Source organism: Williamsia sp. DF01-3 (assembly GCF_023051145.1).
GTDB lineage: Bacteria > Actinomycetota > Actinomycetes > Mycobacteriales > Mycobacteriaceae > Williamsia.
The window spans coordinates 3088368-3109819 of the sequence record NZ_JALKFS010000005.1; the positions used below are offsets into that span (position 1 = coordinate 3088368).

Genomic DNA, 21452 nt, shown 5'->3' on the forward strand with positions numbered 1-21452 from the left:
GGCTTCGGTAAGGTTTCTCTCGTGGCCAACGTTCGAGAGATCGATCCCAGCACCGACGATGGCGTCTGGACCGTGGTGACCCGCACGTCGACCTATCTGCTGGACTTCGGTGAGATGACCCTGTTACGGGCTCCCGGCGTCGGTGGCACCGACGACGAGGACTGGGCCGTCAGTCGATTGCGCCGCGACTCCGAGGACATCCCTCTCCTGGGTGTGAAGTCGTGCCGGGTGGGGGAGTCGGCGCAGTTCTGGGTGCGCGCCGCGGACGACCCCGATGTGCGCACCTGGCGTATCACCACACCGGTCGTCTCGATCGAGCGGATCTCCTGACCCGCCCCCGGACGCCACCCCGACCGTGCCCGGAACCCCTCGACCGCGCCGTCAGACTTGCCGACCGGGCCCTCGTTCGCACGAGAGACCTGATCGACGGCCATCAGGCCCACACGTGGATCATCCCGTCCCTGACCTCTGCTCGGTAGTGCGGTAGCGCTTCGATGTCGTCGCTGTTGGTGCATCTGCCGTCCTCGAACGAAAAGGTGTACTGGTGCAACGGGCACATCACCTTCGTCGAGTCGGTCTGGCCGTCGGCGATCGGCCCGCCGCGGTGCGGACAGACCGCGCCCAACGCCCGCACAGTGCCGTCCGACATCCGGAAGACGGCCACCTGGCTGCCGTCCACCACGTAGGCGCGGCCCTCTCCGACCGTGATGTCGCTCAGTGGGCCCACCACCGTGGATGCGGGCGCGCTCATCGGACCGGCACCAGAGGCAGCTTGATGAGCGGCAGGGCCGGAGTGAACTGTGCCGGCGACTTCGGCGCCAACCGCTCCTTCCACGGATCGCTGTAGGCCGCGATGGACATGCCGATACGTTCGAGCAATCCGTCGACGATGCCGTCACGATCGTCGATCAGGATCGCCCGCAGCTCCTCGATGCCGATTCGGGGCACCCAGGAGTAGGTCCGTTCGAGCCACTTGGCCGTCTCGCGGTAGTACTGGATGAAGACGCCGCAGATGCGGATGACCTCCTCGGCGCCGTTCGCGGTCGCGAGCAGATCACCTTTACGGATGTGGGCACCGGCAGCCCCGCCGACATAGATCTCCCAACGGCCATCGCCGACAGCCACCACACCGAAGTCCTTACACAGAGCTTCGGCGCAGTTGCGAGGGCACCCCGTGACCGCCAGTTTCAGCTTGGCGGGCGACTCGAGCCCTTGGTAGCGCTCCTCGATCGCAATCCCGAGGCCGGTGGAATCGTCGAGACCGAACCGGCAAAAATCGGTTCCCACACAGGTTTTCACCGTCCGGAAGCTCTTCCCGTAGGCGTATCCCGAGGGCATGTCGAGGTCTTCCCAGACCTTGGGCAGGTCTTCTTTGCGAATACCGAGCAGGTCGATCCGCTGACCACCGGTCACCTTGATCATCGGGATGTCGTACTTGTCGGCCACATCGGCGATCTTGCGCAGCTGCGTGGGATTGGTGACGCCGCCCTTCATCTGGGGCACAACCGAGAAGGTGCCATCGCGCTGGATGTTGGCATGCACGCGGTCATTGATGAACAGCGCGCCGCGTTCGTCCTCCCACTCGTTGCCCCAGATGATCCGGAGCAGAGATGCCAGTGGCATCTTGGCTGTGACGTCTTCGCCGTCGGGTGCGAGTTCGGCGAGAATCGCCGACACCGATCGCAGATTGCGTTCCCGGATCTGTTCGATCAGCTCGGGCTTGCTCAACGGAATGGCAGGTACGTACCAGTCCGCAGACGGGTCTTCGGCCAGCGCTCCACCCGCGGCACAGGCGACAACATCGGCGACCAGGCCTTTGCACGAGCCGCAACCCTTTCCGGCGCGTGTCTTCGCAACGACTTCGCCGACCGATTTCGCCCCGGCGTGCACGCACGCCACGATGTCGCCTTTGGTGACGCCGTTGCAGTTGCACACCTGTACTTCGTCGGCCAGTTCGGCTGCACCTGTCGCCGCGCTGGGCGTGCCCATGTCGAAGAGCATGCTGATGCGCTCGTCGGGCAGCGGCACCTTCTCGTCGAAGGCCTGGGTGAGGAAGCTGACCTTGCTGATGTCGCCGAGCAACATCGCGCCGATCAGCTTGTTGTCTCGCACCACAACGGATTTGTATGTGCCGCTGCGAGGTTCGTAGAACTGGACGAACTCGTCGGTGTCGCGTTCGGGACCCTTCACACCCATGGCCGCGACATCGACTCCGGCCACCTTCAGCTTGGTCGTCAGACGCGAACCGTGGTAAGCCGCTGTGGGATCGGCTCCGGTCAGTACGTCTGCGAGTACACCCGCCTGCTCCCACAGTGGTGCGACGAGACCGTATACCTCGCCGCGGTGCTGACAGCATTCGCCGACCGAGTAGATAGAACCTTCGTCCTCACAACGCATCTGGTCGTCGACGACGATTCCGCGCTCGACCACCAGCCCGCCGAGACGAGCGAACTCGACATTGGGTCTGATGCCGGCAGTCACCACGATCATGTCGGCCGGCAGCGAGGTGTCGTCGTTGAAGCCGACTCCGGTCACCCTGCCCTCGTCGTCGCGCAGCACAGCCGTGGTGCGCTTGGACGTGTGGACGCCGACACCGAGCTCCTCGATCTTGTTGCGCAGTACCCGGCCGCCGCGTTCGTCCAATTGCTGGTTCATCAGGTGACCGGGGGAATGCACCACGTCGACGTCGATGCCTTGTGTCCGCAGTCCGTAGGCCGCCTCGAGGCCGAGGAGTCCGCCACCGATCACCACTGCCCGCATGTCGTCCTTGGACAACGCCATCTGCAACATGCCGTTGGTGTCCTCGATGGTGCGGAACCCGAACACGCCGCGGGCGAGGTGTCCGTCGGGTGCTCGGAGACCGTCCATGTTCGGGAAGAAGGTGTTGCTGCCGGTCGCGATCACCAAGGTGTCGTAGTCGATTTCGCGCCCGCTCTCGCAGGTGACGGTCTTGGCGAAGCGATCGAGCGCGACCGCGCGGTCACCGGCGTAGAGCTTGACGTCGTTCTCGCGGTACCAAGCCATCGGGTTGAGCATCAGATCGTCGTCGTCGATGGAACTCTCACCCGCGAGTACGTGCGAGAGCATGATGCGGTTGTAGTTTCCGTACGGTTCGTCGCCGATCATCGTGATCTCGAATCGCGTCCCCCCACCGCGCTCGAGTATCTCTTCCACGGTTCGCGCGCCGCCATCCCGTTGCCGACCACCACCAGGCGTTCCATCAGAACTCCACGAATCCGAAGTCGACGACGATGTCGCCGCTGCACCCCTCGGGCGCGGCGAAGACGAGCTCGAGCAAGCTGTCCGGATCCACGTCCTCCACCACGCGCAACGGAACGTTCACCGATGCCCTCGCTCCCAACGGGAACCATCTCATCGGCTGCTGGTCACGGTGCAATGCCACGTAGACGAGTTCCGAACTGCTGTTCCCTCCCCGGAAATACAGCGGTTGAACGGTCATCCCGGCCGGCACCTGATATGTCAAGGAAGGATCCAACGGCGCTGCCTTGGTCAATCCGGTACCGGTGAACGAGAAGACACCCTGCAAGAACTTCGGAGTACTGGACATGCCGTCACTAAACGTGAACTCGATGAACCATTACTTGCAGCCGCGTTACATCTCGATTGTCGAGAACTCACCGCATCGCCCGGCGGGCGGTGATCAAGGTCGGTTCCGCGCCCTCAGGCGCCGAAACTGCCGCCCGGACCGCGCCTGCGGAGATAGCGCTCGAACTCGGCGGCCAGCGCATCGCCGTCGATCTTCGACAGTGTCTCGTCCACGCTGACCTCGGCGTCGCCGCGCTCTTCGAGGCCGCGGACGTAATCGGCGATCTCCTCGTCGTCCTCGGTCATCTCGGTGACCGCGCGCTCCCATTCCTCTGCCTGTTCCGGCAGTTCGCCGAGTGGGACCTCGACGTCGAGCACTTCCTCGAGCTGACTGAGCAGTGCTGCCGATGCCTTGGGGTTGGGTGGGGTGGACACATAGTGCGGAACGGCGGCCCAGAAGGAGATGGCCGGTATCCCCGCCTTCACACATTCGTCCTGCAGCACACCGGTGATCCCGGTAGGCCCTTCATACCGACTTTCCTCGAGCTTGAACTGCTTGGCCGATTCACTGCTGTAGGCCGCCCCGGTGACCGGGACCGGACGAGTGTGCGGCGTATCGGCGAGCAGTGCCGCCAGGATGACCACGGTGTCCACCTCGAGGTTGCGGGCGATGTCGAGGATCTCGGCGCAGAACCCTCGCCAGCGCATGTTCGGCTCGATACCGCGCAGCAGAACGATGTCCCGGTGCGATCCCGGCGGCGTACAGTACGAGATCGATGTTGTCGGCCAATCGATTCGCCGGGTCACGCCGTCGATCTGTTTGATGGTCGGCCTGTTGACCTGGAAGTCGTAGTAGTCGTCGGAGTCGATGTCGGCGAGCGGAACAGCATCCCAGACGAGTTCGAGATGTTCGACCGCTCCGCTGGCCGCATCACCGGCATCGTTCCACCCTTCGAAGGCAGCAACCAGCGTGGGGCGGCGCAATCGTGGAAGGTTTGCGCTCTGCTCAGCGTTCACTGATCCAGCCTACGACCGAACACCGATGGAGAGCGAACTACCCTGTTAACCATGTCTGCCGCAACTTCAGCATCATTCGATACCGAATTGCTCGCCGCGATGAACAAACGCGTCCTGATCGGTGACGGTGCCATGGGAACAATGTTGCAGGCAGCGGACCTGACATTGGACGATTTCCTGGGACTCGAGGGTTGCAACGAGATCCTCAACGACACCCGTCCGGACGTCCTGCGGGAGATCCACCGAGCCTATTTCGAGGCAGGCGCGGATGCGGTCGAGACCAACACGTTCGGTTGCAACCTCTCGAACCTCGGCGACTACGACATCGCCGACCGCATCCGGGAGTTGGCCTTCAAGGGCACCAAGCTCGCCCGGGAGGTCGCCGACGAGGTCGGACCGAGCGCCGACGGCATCCCTCGCTTTGTTCTCGGATCGATCGGGCCGGGTACCAAACTCCCCACTCTGGGCCACACCACCTTCGCGGCGATCCGCGATGCGTACCAGCAATGCGCGCTGGGAATGGTCGAAGGCGGTGCCGACGCCATCCTGATCGAGACCTCGCAGGACCTCCTGCAGGTGAAGGCCGCCGTTCTCGGTTCCCAGCAGGCGATGGACGAACTCGGCCGCCGGATCCCGATCATCACCCACGTCACCGTGGAGACCACCGGCACCATGCTGCTGGGCTCGGAGATCGGGGCCGCACTCACCTCGCTGGAGCCTCTGGGCATCGACATGATCGGCCTGAACTGCGCCACCGGTCCCGCCGAGATGAGCGAACACCTCCGGTATCTCACCCGGCATGCCCGGGTGCCCGTGTCCGTGATGCCCAACGCCGGACTGCCGACCCTGGGCAAGGACGGTGCCGAGTACCCGCTCACGCCGGAAGAACTCGCCGAGGCACTCAAGGGTTTCGTCGAGGAGTACGGACTGTCGTTCGTCGGTGGGTGCTGTGGCACCACACCCGAGCACATCCGTCAGGTCGCCGAAGCGGTACGCGGCGCCGACAAGGCCGAACGACATCCGGAACATGCCGCCGAGATCTCGTCGTTGTACAGCTCGGTGCCGTTCCATCAAGACGCCAGCATCCTGATGATCGGTGAGCGCACCAACTCCAACGGGTCGAAGGCATTCCGCGACGCGATGCTCGCCGGGGACTACCAGAAGTGCCTCGACATCGCGAAGGATCAGACGCGCGACGGTGCACACATGCTCGACCTCAACGTCGACTACGTCGGCCGCGACGGCGCCGCCGACATGTCCGCGCTCGCCAGCCGACTTGCCACCTCCTCGACGTTGCCGATCATGCTCGACTCCACCGAGCCCGAGGTGCTCGAGGCCGGGCTGGAGCACCTGGGTGGACGCTGTGCGGTGAACTCGGTGAACTACGAGGACGGCGACGGCCCCGAATCGCGGTTCACCCGCACGATGAAGCTGGTCAAGAAGCACGGCGCCGCGGTGGTCGCGCTGACCATCGACGAAGAGGGCCAGGCCCGAACCGCCGATTGGAAGGTGAAGGTCGCCGAGCGCCTCATCACCGACATCACCGAGAACTGGGGCCTCAACGAAGAGGACATCATCATCGATGCCCTCACGTTCCCCATCTCGACAGGTCAAGAAGAGGTCCGACGCGACGGCATCGAGACGATCGAGGCGATCCGCCGGCTCAAGGCGAGTCATCCCGACGTCCACTTCACCCTCGGCATCTCGAATGTGTCCTTCGGACTCAATGCCGCCGCCCGTCAGGTGCTCAACTCGGTGTTCCTGCACGAGTGTGTGGAGGCAGGTCTCGACACGGCCATCGTTCACGCTTCGAAGATCCTCCCGATGGCCCGTATCCCCGACGACCACCGGGAGATCGCCCTCGACCTGGTCTACGACCGGCGCCGGGAAGGCTACGACCCGCTGCAGAAGCTCATGCAGCTGTTCGAGGGCGTCTCGGCGGCGTCGGCGCGGGAGAGCCGCGCGCAGGAACTGGCAAAGCTACCGCTCTTCGAGCGTCTCGAACGCCGGATCGTCGACGGCGAACGAGCCGGCCTCACCGACGATCTCGACGAAGCCATGACGCAGGTGCCGCCGCTCGAGATCATCAACGAGACGCTGCTCTCCGGCATGAAGACGGTCGGTGAGCTCTTCGGGTCCGGGCAGATGCAGTTGCCCTTTGTCCTTCAGAGCGCAGAGGTCATGAAAATGGCTGTGGCGCATCTGGAACCACACATGGAGGCCACGGGAGAAGACGGCAAGGGCCGCATCGTGCTGGCCACGGTCAAGGGCGATGTGCACGACATCGGGAAGAATCTCGTCGACATCATCTTGTCGAACAACGGCTACGAAGTGGTGAACATCGGCATCAAACAGCCGATCGCGAACATCATCGAGGCCGCCGAGGACAAGAACGCCGACGTCATCGGGATGTCCGGCCTGCTGGTGAAGTCCACGGTGGTGATGAAGGACAACCTCAAGGAGCTCAACAGCCGGGGTCTGGCCGAGAAGTTCCCCGTACTGCTCGGCGGTGCAGCACTGACCCGCTCCTATGTGGAGAACGACCTCAGTGAAACCTACGAGGGCGACGTGCATTACGCGCGAGACGCTTTCGAGGGCCTGCGGCTGATGGACGACATCATGCTGACCAAGCGTGGCGGTGCCCCGGCACCCGACAGTCCCGAGGCGCTGGCAGCGGCGGAGAAGACCGCCGAACGCAAGAAGCGCCACGACCGGTCCAAGCGCATCGCCGAAAAGCGTAAGGCCGAGGCAGAACCGGTGGTGGTGCCCGAGCGTTCGGATGTCGCCGCGGGGCTTCCGGTACCCACGCCTCCGTTCTGGGGGTCACGCATCGTCAAGGGTGTGCCGGTGGCTCAGTACCTGTCGTTGCTCGACGAGCGTGCCCTGTTCCTGGGGCAGTGGGGTCTGCGCGGCGCCCGGGCCGGTGAGGGGCCGAGCTACGAAGATCTGGTGGAGACCGACGGGCGTCCTCGTCTGCGGTACTGGATCGACCGGCTGGCGACGGAGAACATCCTGCAGCACGCCGCCGTGGTCTACGGTTTCTACCCGGCCGTCAGCGAGGGCGACGTGGTGCATGTGCTCACCGAGCCGCGCCCGGACGCACCGATCCGGCACAGCTTCGAGTTCCCGCGGCAGCAGCGAGGGCGTTTCCTCTGCATCGCAGATTTCATCCGGTCGCGCGCCGACGCGATCGAGACCGGCGAGGTGGACGTTCTGCCGTTCCAGCTGGTCACCATGGGGCAGCCGATCGCCGATTTCGCCAACAAGCTGTTCGCCGAGGATGCCTACCGCGACTACCTCGAGGTGCACGGCATCGGTGTGCAGCTGACCGAGGCGCTCGCCGAGTTCTGGCATCAGCGGGTGCGCGAGGAACTGCGTTTCGGTGACACCGCCATGGCCGCGGAGGATCCGGACAACCCGCAGGACTTCTTCGACCTCAAGTACCGGGGCGCGCGCTTCTCGTTCGGTTACGGCGCCTGCCCGAATCTGGAGGATCGGGCCAAGATGATGGATCTGCTCGACCCGGGCCGCATCGGCGTCGAATTGTCGGACGAGTTGCAGCTCCACCCGGAGCAGTCCACGGATGCCTTTGTGCTGCACCACCCCGAGGCGAAGTACTTCAACACGTAGGCGGCAGCTCGTCAGGTGGGCACCAGTTCGATTCAGCGTGAGTCGAACTGGTGCTTCTGGCGCGGTCGTGGCCAACACTTCATGCCATGACATCAACTGTTGCTGCTGCCGGAGCCTTCACCGACACCGAACTCGACGACCGTTTTCGTCCGGCTTTCGAAAGCATCGCCGCCGGTGCGACCGAGCGCGAGGTGGATCGAAGGTTGGCGTACGCAGAGGTCGGCCGGTTACGTGAACTGGGTTTCGGAGCGCTGCGGGTGCCCGTTGAGTTCGGCGGGCTCGGGGCCACTGTGCGCCAACAGTTCCGGCTTCTCATCGACCTCGCCGCGGCGGAATCGAACCTTCCACAGGCGTTGCGTGTCCACTTCAGTTTCGTCGAGGATCAGCGGCTCGCCGAGGTTAGCGACGCCCGTGACAACTGGCTTCGTGCGACTGCCGGTGGTGTTCTCGTCGGCAACGCGATCACCGAGCCGGGCGTGGGTGCCGTGGACCGGTATCAGACGCGCCTGACCCGCGACGGCGACCAGTGGGTGCTCAACGGCACGAAGTACTACAGCACCGGGTCGCTGTATTCAGACCACGTCCTGGTCGCCGCGGACCAGGACGGCGAACGTGTGTCGGTGCTCGTCGACGCACACGCCGACGGTGTCACCCAGCATGACGACTGGGATGGCTTCGGACAAAGGCTGACGGCCAGCGGCACAACGGAATTCAACAATGTCGGGGTGAGCCCAGACCGCATCCTGGGGCCGGGATACGGTGGCGCGGGAAAGACCTACGCCACGTCGTATCTGCAGCTGGTGCAATTGGCCGTGCTTGCAGGTATCGCCCAGCGCGCCACTGATGACGCCGCGGCATGGGTTCGCGATCGGACCCGCTCGTACACCCATGCCGCCGCGGATCTGCCCAGGGAGGATCCGCTGGTGCAGCAGGTCATCGGGAAGCTGTCGAGTGCCGCGTTCACTGCGCGCGCTGCGGTGCTGGCAGTTGCCGACGTCCTCGACGAGGTGCTTGCCGACAGTTCGACCGCTCAGGATCCGGAGTTGCTCGATCGCGCCGAACTCGCTGCGGCACAAGCCCAACTGACCGTCATCGATCTGGTCCTGGCCGCGACGACACAGCTCTTCGAGGTCGGCGGGGCTTCCATCACCTCCGAGAGCCTGCGCCTGGATCGGCACTGGCGCAATGCGCGGACGATCTCCACGCACAATCCGTCGATCTTCAAATCGCAGGCGGTCGGGGCGTTCGTTCTCAACGGCACCGAGCTGCCCTATGCGTGGAGTGCCGGCAAGCGTTAGCAAAGGTGGGGTCCGGCTCGGAGCGATAGCCTACGCAAGCAGCACGATTTTCTTCCTGGGCCGGTGTCGGGAAGGATGACGTGGTGAGCGATCTACCCGACGCCGTCTTCTGGGACATGGACGGCACACTGCTCGACTCGGAAAAGCTGTGGGACGTCGCGATGGCCGACCTCGCTGCCGACCTGGGCATCGAGATGGACCATGCACTCCGGCAATCGACGCTCGGCAATTCGATGACCGACGCGTTGACCAAGGTGTTCGTGGCCGCGGGCGTGCCCGACGGCGAACGCGACTATCCCGGCCGGGCTGCCTGGCTCCGCGCGCGGGTGTCGGCGCTGTTCAAGCTCGGGATTCCCTGGATGCCGGGAGCTCGCGAGGCCCTCGACCTCATCGGTGAGCAGGGCATCGCGATGGCGTTGGTGACCAACACCGAGCGCGAGTTGACCGACGAGGCGCTCGAGACGATCGGGAGACACCGGTTCGAGGCGACAGTGTGCGGCGACGAGGTGCCGCTCGGCAAGCCGCGACCCGACCCATACCTGAAGGCGGCACGGCTGCTCGGCGTCGACCCGTCGCGGTGTCTGGCCGTGGAGGATTCGCCGACCGGGTCACAAGCGGCGAGCGCTGCCGGCTGCGCGGTGATCGTCATCCCGTCGGAGGCACCGGTTCCAGGTGGTCCGCGTCGCACATTGCGTGAGAGCCTCGTCGGACTGACCCTCGACGACCTCGCTGCGGCGTCCAATGGAACACTTGAGCACCGTGAAGACCTTCGATGAGCTGTTCGCCGAGTTGACCGATCGGGCCGCCACCCGTCCCGAGGGAAGCGGAACGGTTGCCGCTCTCGACAAGGGAGTGCACGCCCTCGGCAAGAAGATCATCGAGGAAGCCGGCGAGGTGTGGCTCGCCGCCGAGCATGAGAGTGCGGAGGCAACCGCCGAAGAGATATCTCAGTTGCTCTATTGGCTTCAGGTGATGATGATCAAACGCGGCCTGACCCTCGACGACGTCTACAAACACCTGTGAGACGGCCCTGCCGTCTTCCCGAATCGCCCGTTCCCCGATAGGACCACCCATGCTGCGCGTTGCCGTTCCCAACAAGGGGGCGCTTTCCGAGTCCGCCGCCGAGATCCTCAGTGAGGCCGGCTACCGGCGCCGCTCGGATGCGAAAGACCTCACCGTTCTCGATCCGGCGAACGAGGTGGAGTTCTTCTTCCTGCGACCCAAGGACATCGCGATCTACGTCGGGTCGGGCGAGCTGGACCTCGGTCTCACCGGACGGGATCTGGCACTCGACTCCGGTGCGGACGTCGAAGAACGCCTTGCTCTCGGCATCGGTTCGTCGACGTTCCGCTACGCGGCGCCGACCGAGCAGCAATGGTCGGTCGCCGACCTTGCGGGCAAGCGCATTGCCACCTCGTATCCCAACCTGGTTCGCGGTGACCTCGCGTCGAAGGGCATCGAGGCCACCATCATCCGGCTCGACGGCGCTGTCGAGATCTCGATTCAGCTGGGCGTCGCCGACGCCATCGCGGACGTGGTGGGGTCCGGTCGCACACTCCGGCAACACGATCTGACCGCGTTCGGTGACTCACTCTGCGACTCCGAGGGAGTGCTGGTGCAACGGGCGGGTGCCGACCGCTCCAAGGCCGCCGACCGCTTCATCGCCCGCGTGCAGGGCGTCGTTTTCGGCCAGCGGTACGTCATGCTCGACTACGACTGCCCGAAGGGTCTGCTCGACGCGGCGATCAAGATCACCCCTGGACTCGAGTCGCCCACGGTTGCTCCCATGGCCGACGACAAGTGGGTTGCCGTCCGGTCGCTGGTACCACGCAAACAGCACCAGAACCTGATGGACGAGCTGTCCGAACTGGGTGCCAAGGCGATCCTCGCCTCCGACATCCGGTCCTGCCGCTTCTGAGCGACGCCCTACACCGGGCGGATGAGTACGGTCTGCGCGGATCGCCCGACGGGCCCAGCCGTGTCGTAGAGATCGGCGAACGTCGCGCCGGAGCCGTTCGGGCCCACAGCCATCTCCGCGGAGATACCCGTCCAGTCTCCGACCGGCTCGCGATGGAGGTGGACGGTGGTGTCGGTGTTCATGAACGTCCAGTCGCCGATCGCCAGTCGCGATCCCACACCGTTCGCGACGTCGAGGACCGTGAAGAACTTCTCGAGGTCGGTTGTCTCCTCGCCGGCGACGAGCGGCAGGGTCGGACGGACCCAGGCGCGACTAGGGCCGTGTGCGGCCCGGTCGATCAGACGATGTTCCAGCGTGCCCACGAACCCGACAGAACCCCAGTCCGCAGCATCGAGTGGCCCTACGCCTGCCAGGCCGATCGATCCCTCGAGCTCGTCCGGAAGCGGCGTCAGTGCCGGCGTGACGGCATGCTCCACCGTCGCGGTGTCGGCCGTGGCAAGGCGCCATCCCGTGGCTCGCGCGGCAATCCGAAAGCTGCCGTCGGGTTGTTTCACCGACAGTTCTGACGCGAGCAGACTGATCTGCCTACCCGGCCGCAGCACGGTCGTCGATACCCGGTTCTCGGTCATCCCGACCGGACCGAGAATGTCGATTGCGATGCGTGTGAACGAATGTGACGCGTCCGGCTCGTGACGCAGCAGTGCTCGAGTCAGCAATCCGGTCGGTGGGCCGCCGTGTTGCAGATCGGCACCCCACACGCTGACCGTGTGTTCGGTGGGTTCGAAACGATCGAATTCGCCGTCATGGCCCAGAGGGATGAAGTAGGCGGGTTGCGCAGACACAAGGGGTGATTCAACCACCTACTCCGACACAGCCTCCGCATGGCTCGTCTCACCCGGCGACGACGGCCATCCGGGGTAGGGCAGTAGCGTCCCACCGAACTCCGGGCAGTGGGCCTTGTGGTCGCACCACTGACACATCCGACTGCGCTTGGGTGGGAAGTCGCCTGTTGCACCGGCTTTCAGGATGGCCTTCCAGATCGCCGTGAGTGTCCTGGCGAATCGATCGAGCTCGGCCTTCTCGGGCGTGTAGATCAGGCTCTGACCATCTGCGAGGTAGAGGAGTTGGAGGCGGGCCGGAACGATCCCGCGGAGCCGGTAGATCGCCAGCGCGTAGAACTTCATCTGGAACAGCGCGCGTGATTCGAAACTCTCGCCGGGGGAGCGCCCGGTCTTGTAGTCGACCACACGTACGCGGCCGTCGGGTGCGACGTCGATCCGGTCGACGAAGCCGCGCAACAACACCCGTTCGGGGTCGTCGTCGTCCTCGGTCAGGTCGACCTCCACACGCAGTTCACACGATTCCGGTGTGAAGGCGGTGGGGTTCTCCAGCGTGTAGTAGGTGGAGATGAGTTTGTGCGCGTCGGCAAGGAACCGGTCGACCTGGTCATCGGGAACCAGATCGCGTAGTTCGGGTGTCTCCTCGCACAGGGCACCCCACGCGCCGTCCACGAGTAGCTCGGCTGACTCGGGCACCCGCAGCCCAGCCGGCATGTCGAACAGGTTCTCCAGAGCAGCATGCACCACGGTGCCCTTGACCTGGGCCTGGGTCGGGCTCTCCGGAAGTCGGTCGATCGCCCGGTACCGATAGAGCAACGGACACTGCTTGTAGTCACCTGCACGGCTGGGCGAGAGCGCCGGGGCCCGGACCGCCTTGGCAGTGGTGCCGGTCTGCGTGGGCACTCCTCGAGGCGGCTGGCCTGCTGCACTCGTGTCGGGGCACAATTCGGTACTGAGACTCACACCTGGCAGGGTATGCCTGACCAACGACAACAACGATCATTTCGAGTCCGTGGGTATCCGATGCCGCTCAGGTTCAGATCCGCGCATCGAGGGAAGGCTCACCGCCCCATGTCAACAACAGGTCCGTTTGCCGTCGGCGACCGCGTGCAGCTCTCCGACGCCAAGGGCCGGAAGTTCACCGTCCGGCTCGAAGCCGGCAAGAGCTTCCACACGCACAAGGGCGCCATCGCGCATGACGACCTCATCGGGTCGGACGAGGGAATCGTCGTCAAGTCCACGTCGCAGACGCCGTACCTTGCGCTGCGCCCGTTGCTCATCGATTACGTGTTGTCGATGCCTCGTGGAGCCCAGGTCATCTACCCCAAGGACGCGGCACAGATCGTGATGGAGGGCGACGTCCATCCCGGGTGCACCGTTCTCGAGGCGGGTGCGGGGTCGGGCGCCCTGACCTGCTCGCTGCTGCGCGCTGTCGGCGAGCACGGCCGGGTCCTGTCCTACGAGGTGCGCGAGGACCACGCCGAGCATGCGGTCCGCAATGTCAACGAGTTCTTCGGCGGACCACCGCCGAACTGGGATCTGACCCTGGCCGATCTGTCCGACCACCCCGGGACGGCCGACGTCGACCGCGTGGTGCTGGACATGCTGGCGCCGTGGGAAACGCTCGACACGGTGCGTCGAGCCCTGAAGCCGGGCGGGGTGCTGACCGTTTATGTGGCGACGGTGACCCAATTGTCCCGAGTGGTCGAAGCGATCCGTGAGCAACAGTGCTGGACCGAACCGCGCGCCTGGGAGTCACTGGTACGCGATTGGAACGTGGTCGGTCTGGCCGTCCGCCCCGGACACAAAATGCAAGGTCACACCGCATTTCTGGTGACCACCCGACGCCTGGCGGAGGGTACCGCACCGCCCAGGCCCCATCGGCGTCCCAGCAAGGGCTGACCTGCTTGGTGTAGCGTCGGAAAACCTTGCGGCGACACACTATTAACACATCGACAACACCACGTGCCGCGGGGCGTGAGGCAAGCCGGTCGATTCGCCGGTAACCTCGGGTAACGAGTCGATCGCTCGGACACCACGTGGTGGTGGCGCAGAGTCGACTCGGGGAGAGGAGTCAGAAATGACGGATTCCAGCAACGACGAGCCTCGGCAGAGTCGCGGTCCACAAGATTCGGCCGCGACCGATGCCGAGTGGGGATCATCTTCGCGCCCTGCCACCGGGGCCGGCCCCACGCGGGGAGGCGGCTCGTACGGCAAAGTCGGAGACGACGACATGCAGGCACGTGTCGACACGCTCACGACGCGCAACGCCAAGCTGCTCGAGACCCTCAAAGAGGCCCGGGCACAGCTCATCGCGCTGCGCGAAGAGGTGGATCGGCTCGGCCAACCGCCCAGTGGCTACGGCGTACTCCTCGAGATCTTCGAGGACTCGACGGTGGACGTCTTCACCTCGGGCCGCAAGATGCGACTGACGTGCTCTCCCAACATCGATCTCGACACGCTTCGTCGCGGTCAGACCGTGCGTCTGAACGAGGCCCTCACGATCGTCGAGGCCGGGTCCTACGACTCCGTGGGTGAGATCAGCACCCTGCGCGAGGTCCTCGAGGACGGCCAGCGAGCGCTTGTCGTCGGTCATGCCGACGAGGAACGGGTGGTGTGGCTGGCCGAACCGCTGAGCGAGAGTGTGCTCTCGGAGGTCGAGGGCAATCGCAAACTGCGCCCCGGCGACTCCCTGCTCATCGACACCAAAGCCGGTTTCGCTTTCGAGCGGGTTCCCAAGGCCGAGGTCGAGGACCTGGTTCTGGAAGAGGTGCCCGATGTCGGGTACGAGGACATCGGTGGGCTCGGCCGTCAGATCGAACAGATCCGCGACGCTGTCGAACTGCCGTTCCTACACAAAGACCTCTTCCGCGAGTACTCGCTGCGGCCGCCGAAGGGCGTGCTGCTCTACGGCCCTCCCGGTTGCGGCAAGACCCTCATCGCCAAGGCTGTTGCCAACTCGCTGGCCAAGAAGATCGCGCTGGCGCGTGGTGATGATGCCAAAGAGGCGAAGTCGTACTTCCTGAACATCAAGGGTCCCGAGCTTCTCAACAAGTTCGTCGGCGAGACCGAACGCCACATCCGCCTGATCTTCCAGCGGGCTCGCGAGAAGGCGTCCGAGGGCACCCCGGTCATCGTCTTCTTCGACGAGATGGACTCGATCTTCCGTACCCGCGGTTCCGGCGTCTCCTCTGATGTCGAGACCACAGTCGTTCCTCAGTTGCTCAGCGAGATCGACGGTGTGGAGGGGCTGGAGAACGTCATCGTCATCGGTGCCTCCAACCGCGAGGACATGATCGATCCGGCCATCCTGCGTCCGGGTCGCCTCGATGTGAAGATCAAGATCGAGCGTCCCGATGCCGAATCGGCGATAGACATCTTCTCCAAGTACTTGGTCCCGACACTGCCTGTGCACCCCGACGACATCAACGAGTTCGGCGGGGACCGGGCCGCGTGCGTCAAGGCGATGATCGAGCGTGTCGTCGAGAGAATGTACGCGGAGAGTGACGACAACCGCTTCCTGGAGGTCACTTACGCCAATGGCGACAAAGAGATCATGTACTTCAAGGACTTCAACTCCGGAGCCATGATCCAGAACGTGGTGGACCGCGCCAAGAAGTACGCCATCAAGTCGCAGTTGGAGACGGGCCAGGGAGGCCTTCGGATCCAGCACTTGTTCGATTCCATCCTCGACGAGTTCGCTGAAAACGAAGACCTGCCGAACACCACCAACCCCGACGACTGGGCGAGGATCTCGGGCAAGAAGGGTGAGCGGATCGTCTACATCCGCACACTGGTCACGGGCAAGAGCTCGGGTGCGAGCCGGGCGATCGACACCGAGACCAACACCGGTCAGTACCTGTAACACCTCACGCAGAGTCAAGAGCGGTGGGGACGAAGTCGAGACTTCGTCCCCACCGCTTTTCTGTCTCCCGACGGCGGATGCTTGTTTGCCTGCACGAACCGCGGCGCCGCGGTCGGGGCCGTCTACAGTGATGCGTTAATGAACGCATCGCCTACGCCGCTCCGCATTTGGGTAGACGGCACCGAGCAGCGCCTGAGACAGGCCGGCCGCCTCACCATCGGGCGCACCCCGGACAATGACATACCCATCGTCCACCCCATGGTCTCGCGCCACCATCTGGCCATCGAGTGGTCGGGTGACGCCTGGCGAATAGTCGATGTGGGCAGCACCAACGGTTTCTACGCGGACGGCGTGCGGTTGACCGGCATGATGCTGTCGGGCAACCATCGAATTCGTGTGGGTGACAACGTGTCCGGGCCTCTGGTCGACATCGCGGTGATGCACCCGGCGACCGGCGGACATGCTGGGCCGGCCCAGCACCGGTCGGCCCCGATTCCACACCGCGGTGCCCAGCCGCCCCCTCGAGCGAATCCGTCGCCGATGCGTCCGGCACCCCCAGGATTCAGTGGGGCCTCAGCGGCGCCACACCTGCAGGCACTGCATCAGAACGTGTCGGCGGTCTACCGGATCAGTCCGGACGGCCAGATCAGCCCGCAGGCCGGCTCCGGGCGGCGAGAGGCCATCGATATCGGGGCTTCGGCGCGAATGAGTATCGGCCGCACCCCGGACAACGACATCGTCGTCAGTGACGTTCTCGCTTCGCGTCGCCATGCCCAATTGACCGCAACGCCGCAGGGGCTGGTCATCGAGGATCTGCGATCGGTGAACGGCACCTACGTCGACGGCCGGCGGATCAGCAGGCAGCTGCTCACCGAGGGCAGCGTGGTCACCATCGGAAACAGCGACTTCGTGGTCAAGGGCGGCACGATTGTCCGGGGACAGTCTCAGGCCGCGGTCGCGGACGGTCTCCACGTGCAAGCGATCGGGCTGAACATCGACGGCAAACAATTGCTCCAGGAAGTCGAGTTCGCGGCCGGGCCCGGGAGCCTCACCGCCGTCATCGGACCTTCTGGGGCGGGTAAATCGACGGTGTCGAAGATCGTCGCCGGCGGGGCGAACCCGTCCACCGGAACCGTCACCTTCGAAGGCCGCAGTGTGCACGCCGAGTACGAGGCGCTGCGCACGCGCATCGGAATGGTGCCACAGGACGATGTGCTACACCGACGGCTCACCTTGCGACAGGCGCTTCGCTACGCAGCTGAACTCAGATTGCCACCGGACATGAGCAAGGCCGACCGCGACAACGTCATTCACGGAGTGTTGGCCGAACTGCAGCTCATCGAGCACCTCGACACCAGGGTGGACAAGCTGTCCGGCGGGCAACGGAAACGGGCGTCGGTGGCGATGGAGTTGCTCACCGGCCCTTCTCTGCTCATCCTCGACGAGCCGACCTCTGGGCTCGACCCCGCGCTGGACCGTCAGGTCATGTCGACTCTTCGCCGACTGGCCGACGCCGGACGTGTCGTGATCGTGGTGACCCACTCCTTGACGTACCTGTCGATGTGTGACCAGGTGCTGTTGCTGGCTCCCGGCGGGAAGACCGCCTATTGCGGCAGTCCTGGGGCAGTCGGCCCGGCGATGGGCACAGAGGACTGGGCTGAGATCTTCGCGTACGTCGCAGAGCAACCGGACGCCGCTCATGAGCGCTATCGGGCCCGGAATCGACGCCCGCCGGCCAGACCACCGAGTCGGCGGGCCGGGTCGCCGATACGCCCGCCCCAGACCAGTGTCACGCGCCAGACGTCGACGGTCTCGCGACGACAGGTTCGGCTGATCCTCGCAGACACCGGTTACCTGGTGTTTCTGGCGCTGCTGCCGATCGTGCTCGGGCTCCTGTCGCTGGTGATCCCCGGCACCGCGGGCTTCGATGTGAACAGCAGTACGAGTCTTGGTGAGACAGTCCAGATCCTGGTCGTGCTGGTGGTCGGGGCGAGCTTCATGGGCGCGGCTCTGACTGTGCGTGACCTGGTCGGGGAGCGGGCCATCTTTGTCCGGGAACGGGCAGTGGGCCTTCGCCCCGGCGCCTACCTGTTGGCGAAAGTCGTGGTCTTCTTTGTCGTCTCCGTGCTGCAGTGTGCGGTGATGGTCGCAATCACGTACGCGGGCAAGGGGACTCCCGGGTCTGGCCTGTTCACCGCCGGTGCCCTCGAATTGTTCGTCGCCATCGCCTTCTTGGGATGCGTCAGCACACTGATCGGACTCGCCATCTCGGCGGCGGTCCGGTCGAGTGAACAGACGATGCCACCACTCGTGGTGGTGGTGATGGTGCAACTCGTCTTCTGCGGCGGGTTGTTCCCCCTCGCCGGGCGGGTCGGCCTCGAGCAGTTGTCGTGGATCTTCCCGGCCCGGTGGGGGTACGCCGCTGCCGCGAATGCCGTTGACCTGCGCGCTGTCTCACCGTCCTCGCCGTCCACACAAAAAGAGACCATCTGGGACCAGACGGTTGCCAACGCCGCCCTCGCCTACGGCGCGATGACGGTGATCGCGTTGATCCTGGCCTGGTTCACCTACCGCCGCCTGGTCTTGAAGAAGAAGTCCCTGTCTTGAAGACCAAGTCTCTCCAGCCGACGCCGGCCTTGCGGCCTAATCGGCGAAGGCCACCTTCGCGAGTTCGGCAGTGTTGGTCAGCAAGGGATGGGTGGGCATCACTCGTACGGTGTATCCCACCGGTCCGGTCATCGGAAGCGGCACGGCGACCTCGAAGATCGTCGAATCGTCGGACAGATTGCCACCGGAGCTCACCGACATCGTCGTGGTGACAACCTCCGACAAGTTCTCCTCCTCATCGACCCGACCCACCACGGCCTGGACCAGCACCTGTTCCGGACTCAGACCGGCGAGGTCGACATGGGCGGTGATCGTCATGGTCGAGCCGAGCAGGGGAGTGTCGGGCAGACCGGCTGTGTCGACGTGGCGCACCCTCACCGAAGGCCAGGCCTCGTCCACCTGCGCCCGGAATCCGGACAGTTCGCGGGCCCCGGCGAAGTCGTTGTCCGACACCGCGTGGCCAGAGATGGCCGCCGGCGCGTAGAACTGCTCGGCGTAGTCGCGGACCATGCGCGAGGCCAGGACCTGTGGCCCCAGGGTATGCAACGTGTGGCGAACCATCTCCACCCATCGGGTCGGAACCCCGTCTGGCCCCACGTCGTAGAACTTGGGCACCACCACGTTCTCGAGCAACTCGTACAGTGCGGCTGCCTCGAGATCGTCGCGCCGGACTTCGTCGGTGACGCCGTCCGCTGTCGGGATGGCCCATCCGTTCTCGTTGTCGGACATCTCATCCCACCATCCGTCGAGGATGGACAGGTTCAACCCACCGTTGAGTGCCGACTTCATGCCAGAGGTACCGCACGCCTCCATCGGCCGTAGCGGATTGTTCAGCCACACATCGCATCCGCCGTACAGGTATCGAGCCATCGACATGTCGTAGTCAGGCAAGAACACGATCCGGTGCCGCACATCGTTGGCGTCGGCGAAGCGAACGATCTTCTGGATGAGTGCCTTGCCGCCTTCGTCGGCCGGATGGGCCTTGCCCGCCACCACCAGTTGCACCGGACGTTCTTTGTCGAGCAACAGCGCTTTGAGGCGATCGGTGTCGCGCAGCATCAGGGTGAGCCGCTTGTATGTCGCCGCCCGTCGGGCGAAACCGATGGTCAGCACTCGCGCGGAGAACACGCCGGCAGTCCAGCCCAGCTCGGCGGCCGAGTAGCCGCGCTCGAGGCCCGACTTGCGCAGGCGCCTGCGGACCTCGGCGATCAACTCGGTGCGCAGTTCATTTCTGGTCTTCCAGATCTGCTCTGCCGGAACATCTTTCATCGCGGCAAGTGCGTCGATCTCGGTGAGACCGCCTGACTGGCCGTCAGTGGCCAATTCCGCCCAACGCCGCGACGACCACGTGGGTGCGTGTACCCCGTTGGTCACCGATCCGATGGGTACCTGGGCCGCGTCGAAGCCTGGCCACAGTGGACCGAACATCTCGCGACTGACCGCCCCGTGGAGTTTGGACACACCGTTGGTGCGCTGGCCCAGCCGTAAACCCATGTGCGCCATGTTGAACACGGTCGGGTCTTTCTCCCGGCCGAGTTCGAGGATCCTCGCCAGCTCGATCCCGGGCAGCAACGTCGACTGCCCGCCGTCGTCGCCGAAGTAGCGGCGCACCATGTCGATCGGGAACCGGTCGATTCCGGCCGGAACCGGTGTGTGCGTGGTGAACACGGTCGATGCACGCACCGCGGTGAGGGCCGTGTCGAAGTCGAGCCCGGCGCCGGCCGGACCCACCAGCTCACGAATCCGCTCGGCGCCCAGGAAACCCGCGTGCCCCTCGTTCATGTGGAAGACGTCGGGGTCGGGCAGGGCGTTGATCCGGGTGTACTCCCGCACCGCGCGCACTCCACCGACACCGGCAAGGATTTCCTGGTTGATCCGGTGTTCCTGATCGCCTCCGTAGAGCCGGTCGGTGATCATCCGGAGATCCGTGTCGTTGTCGGGGATGTCGGAATCCAGGAGCAGTAGGGGGATTCGACCCACGTCGGCAATCCAGACCTTGGCGTGCAACACGCGGTTGTCGGGCATCAGAACCCGCACCGTCACCGGATTGCCCTCGGCGTCGAGCACCGCTCGCACAGGCAGGCCTTGGGGATCGAGATTCGGGTAGCGCTCGGTCTGCCATCCGTCCGACGTCAGCGACTGACGGAAATATCCGTAGCGGTAGAGCAGTCCTACCCCGATCAGCGGCAAGCCCAGGTCAGAGGCGGCTTTGAGGTGGTCGCCCGCGAGGATGCCGAGACCACCGGAGTAGATCGGCAGCACTTCCGACACACCGAACTCCATCGAGAAGTAGGCGATCGAGCGAGGGAATCGATTGCCCGAGGCCACCTGCTCCTGGAACCAGCGAGGTCGGTTCAGATAGTTCTGCAGATCGGACGCCAAGTCGTCCAAGCGGCGAAGAAAACCGTCGTCGGCAGCAAGTGCGGACAGCCGCTGCGGTCCGACATCGGCCAGCAGCCGCACCGGATCCTTGCCGGTCGCCCACAGATCCGCATCGATCGATGCGAACAGATCTTGGGTGGCCGGGTGCCACGACCATCGAAGGTTGGTCGACAATTCGGCGAGGGCTGAAAGGGGCTCTGGGAGGTGGGCGCGGACGGTGAAGTGGCGCAGTGCTTTCACCGAGCAAACCCTACCCACGCGACAGCGGGTTCGCGACCCCCGAAAACTTGTGTACATCAGCTCGTCATCGGACGGCCGGACAATTCGGCGGGAGCGCTCGGCATGGGCCC

15 protein-coding genes and 1 pseudogene are annotated in these 21452 nt (G+C 64.8%); 9 read left to right on the forward strand and 7 right to left on the reverse strand.

Features of this window, described 5'->3' with window-relative positions:
• The first annotated feature begins 21 nt into the window (after window positions 1-21).
• On the forward strand, window positions 22-330 hold the full coding sequence (locus MVA47_RS16705) for a hypothetical protein (RefSeq protein WP_030162983.1): 309 nt from the start codon (window positions 22-24) through the stop codon (window positions 328-330).
• Between the two features lie 103 nt (window positions 331-433).
• On the opposite strand, the gene MVA47_RS16710 is transcribed toward MVA47_RS16705, so the two are convergent.
• The 4 genes and pseudogenes from MVA47_RS16710 to MVA47_RS16725 all read right to left on the reverse strand — a co-directional run bounded on the left by MVA47_RS16710 (window position 434) and on the right by MVA47_RS16725 (window position 4563).
• Window positions 434-751 carry a Rieske (2Fe-2S) protein gene (locus tag MVA47_RS16710; protein ID WP_247208742.1) on the reverse strand — a complete coding sequence of 106 codons (318 nt, stop codon included), beginning with the start codon at window positions 749-751 and terminating at the stop codon, window positions 434-436.
• Window positions 748-3221 (reverse strand): annotated as a pseudogene (nirB, locus tag MVA47_RS16715) (nitrite reductase large subunit NirB). The gene MVA47_RS16710 and the pseudogene nirB overlap by 4 nt, the downstream one beginning before the upstream one ends.
• Entirely contained in the window at window positions 3221-3568 is a 348-nt protein-coding gene (locus MVA47_RS16720) for a molybdopterin oxidoreductase (protein WP_247208743.1), read from the reverse strand. Before MVA47_RS16720 ends, nirB begins: the two are co-directional and overlap by 1 nt.
• 113 nt (window positions 3569-3681) lie before the next feature.
• On the reverse strand, window positions 3682-4563 hold the full coding sequence (locus tag MVA47_RS16725) for a PAC2 family protein (protein ID WP_247208744.1): 882 nt from the start codon (window positions 4561-4563) through the stop codon (window positions 3682-3684).
• 51 nt (window positions 4564-4614) lie between these two features.
• Here MVA47_RS16725 and metH point away from each other — a divergent pair, with 51 nt between their 5' ends.
• The 5 genes from metH (at window position 4615) to hisG (ending at window position 11409) form a co-directional block, all read left to right on the forward strand.
• A complete protein-coding gene (gene metH / locus MVA47_RS16730; RefSeq protein WP_247208745.1) occupies window positions 4615-8193 on the forward strand; it encodes a methionine synthase in 3579 nt (1192 codons plus the stop codon).
• Between the two features lie 86 nt (window positions 8194-8279).
• Entirely contained in the window at window positions 8280-9491 is a 1212-nt protein-coding gene (locus MVA47_RS16735) for an acyl-CoA dehydrogenase family protein (protein ID WP_247208746.1), read from the forward strand.
• Between the two features lie 83 nt (window positions 9492-9574).
• Window positions 9575-10267, forward strand: a complete 693-nt coding sequence (locus MVA47_RS16740) for an HAD family phosphatase (protein ID WP_308280562.1) — start codon at window positions 9575-9577, stop codon at window positions 10265-10267.
• Window positions 10251-10514 (forward strand): phosphoribosyl-ATP diphosphatase, encoded by a 264-nt coding sequence (locus MVA47_RS16745; RefSeq protein WP_030162968.1) that lies wholly within the window; start codon window positions 10251-10253, stop codon window positions 10512-10514. Before MVA47_RS16740 ends, MVA47_RS16745 begins: the two co-directional genes overlap by 17 nt.
• Before the next feature lie 49 nt (window positions 10515-10563).
• Window positions 10564-11409 carry an ATP phosphoribosyltransferase gene (hisG, locus tag MVA47_RS16750; protein WP_247208748.1) on the forward strand — a complete coding sequence of 282 codons (846 nt, stop codon included), beginning with the start codon at window positions 10564-10566 and terminating at the stop codon, window positions 11407-11409.
• An 8-nt stretch (window positions 11410-11417) separates the two neighbouring features.
• Here the strand turns inward: hisG and MVA47_RS16755 are convergent, their stop codons facing one another.
• Together MVA47_RS16755 and MVA47_RS16760 are read right to left on the reverse strand one after the other, a co-directional pair.
• Window positions 11418-12251, reverse strand: a complete 834-nt coding sequence (locus MVA47_RS16755) for a thioesterase family protein (RefSeq protein WP_247208749.1) — start codon at window positions 12249-12251, stop codon at window positions 11418-11420.
• A gap of 18 nt (window positions 12252-12269) precedes the next feature.
• Window positions 12270-13211 (reverse strand): RecB family exonuclease, encoded by a 942-nt coding sequence (locus MVA47_RS16760; protein WP_374474230.1) that lies wholly within the window; start codon window positions 13209-13211, stop codon window positions 12270-12272.
• A 108-nt stretch (window positions 13212-13319) separates the two neighbouring features.
• Here MVA47_RS16760 and MVA47_RS16765 point away from each other — a divergent pair, with 108 nt between their 5' ends.
• The 3 genes from MVA47_RS16765 to MVA47_RS16775 all read left to right on the forward strand — a co-directional run bounded on the left by MVA47_RS16765 (window position 13320) and on the right by MVA47_RS16775 (window position 18720).
• Complete coding sequence (locus MVA47_RS16765) at window positions 13320-14150, forward strand: tRNA (adenine-N1)-methyltransferase (RefSeq protein ID WP_030162962.1); 831 nt, start codon at window positions 13320-13322, stop codon at window positions 14148-14150.
• Between the two features lie 178 nt (window positions 14151-14328).
• The gene (gene arc / locus MVA47_RS16770) at window positions 14329-16113 is read left to right on the forward strand and encodes a proteasome ATPase (protein ID WP_247208751.1); all 1785 of its coding nucleotides are present in this window, start codon (window positions 14329-14331) and stop codon (window positions 16111-16113) included.
• Between the two features lie 138 nt (window positions 16114-16251).
• Window positions 16252-18720, forward strand: a complete 2469-nt coding sequence (locus MVA47_RS16775; RefSeq protein WP_247208752.1) for an FHA domain-containing protein — start codon at window positions 16252-16254, stop codon at window positions 18718-18720.
• Window positions 18721-18756: 36 nt separating this feature from the next.
• Here the strand turns inward: MVA47_RS16775 and glgP are convergent, their stop codons facing one another.
• On the reverse strand, window positions 18757-21342 hold the full coding sequence (gene glgP / locus MVA47_RS16780) for an alpha-glucan family phosphorylase (protein WP_247208754.1): 2586 nt from the start codon (window positions 21340-21342) through the stop codon (window positions 18757-18759).
• Window positions 21343-21452 lie beyond the last annotated feature (110 nt).

What these genes read in the sequence shown, in the direction of transcription:
- arc (WP_247208751.1), top strand. Translation starts at nt 14,329, where the DNA reads ATGACGGATTCCAGCAACGACGAGCCTCGGCAGAGTCGCGGTCCACAA.
- MVA47_RS16765 (WP_030162962.1), top strand. Translation starts at nt 13,320, where the DNA reads ATGTCAACAACAGGTCCGTTTGCCGTCGGCGACCGCGTGCAGCTCTCC.
- MVA47_RS16775 (WP_247208752.1), top strand. Translation starts at nt 16,252, where the DNA reads ATGAACGCATCGCCTACGCCGCTCCGCATTTGGGTAGACGGCACCGAG.
- MVA47_RS16710 (WP_247208742.1), bottom strand. Translation starts at nt 751, where the DNA reads ATGAGCGCGCCCGCATCCACGGTGGTGGGCCCACTGAGCGACATCACG.
- hisG (WP_247208748.1), top strand. Translation starts at nt 10,564, where the DNA reads ATGCTGCGCGTTGCCGTTCCCAACAAGGGGGCGCTTTCCGAGTCCGCC.
- metH (WP_247208745.1), top strand. Translation starts at nt 4,615, where the DNA reads ATGTCTGCCGCAACTTCAGCATCATTCGATACCGAATTGCTCGCCGCG.
- MVA47_RS16735 (WP_247208746.1), top strand. Translation starts at nt 8,280, where the DNA reads ATGACATCAACTGTTGCTGCTGCCGGAGCCTTCACCGACACCGAACTC.
- MVA47_RS16720 (WP_247208743.1), bottom strand. Translation starts at nt 3,568, where the DNA reads ATGTCCAGTACTCCGAAGTTCTTGCAGGGTGTCTTCTCGTTCACCGGT.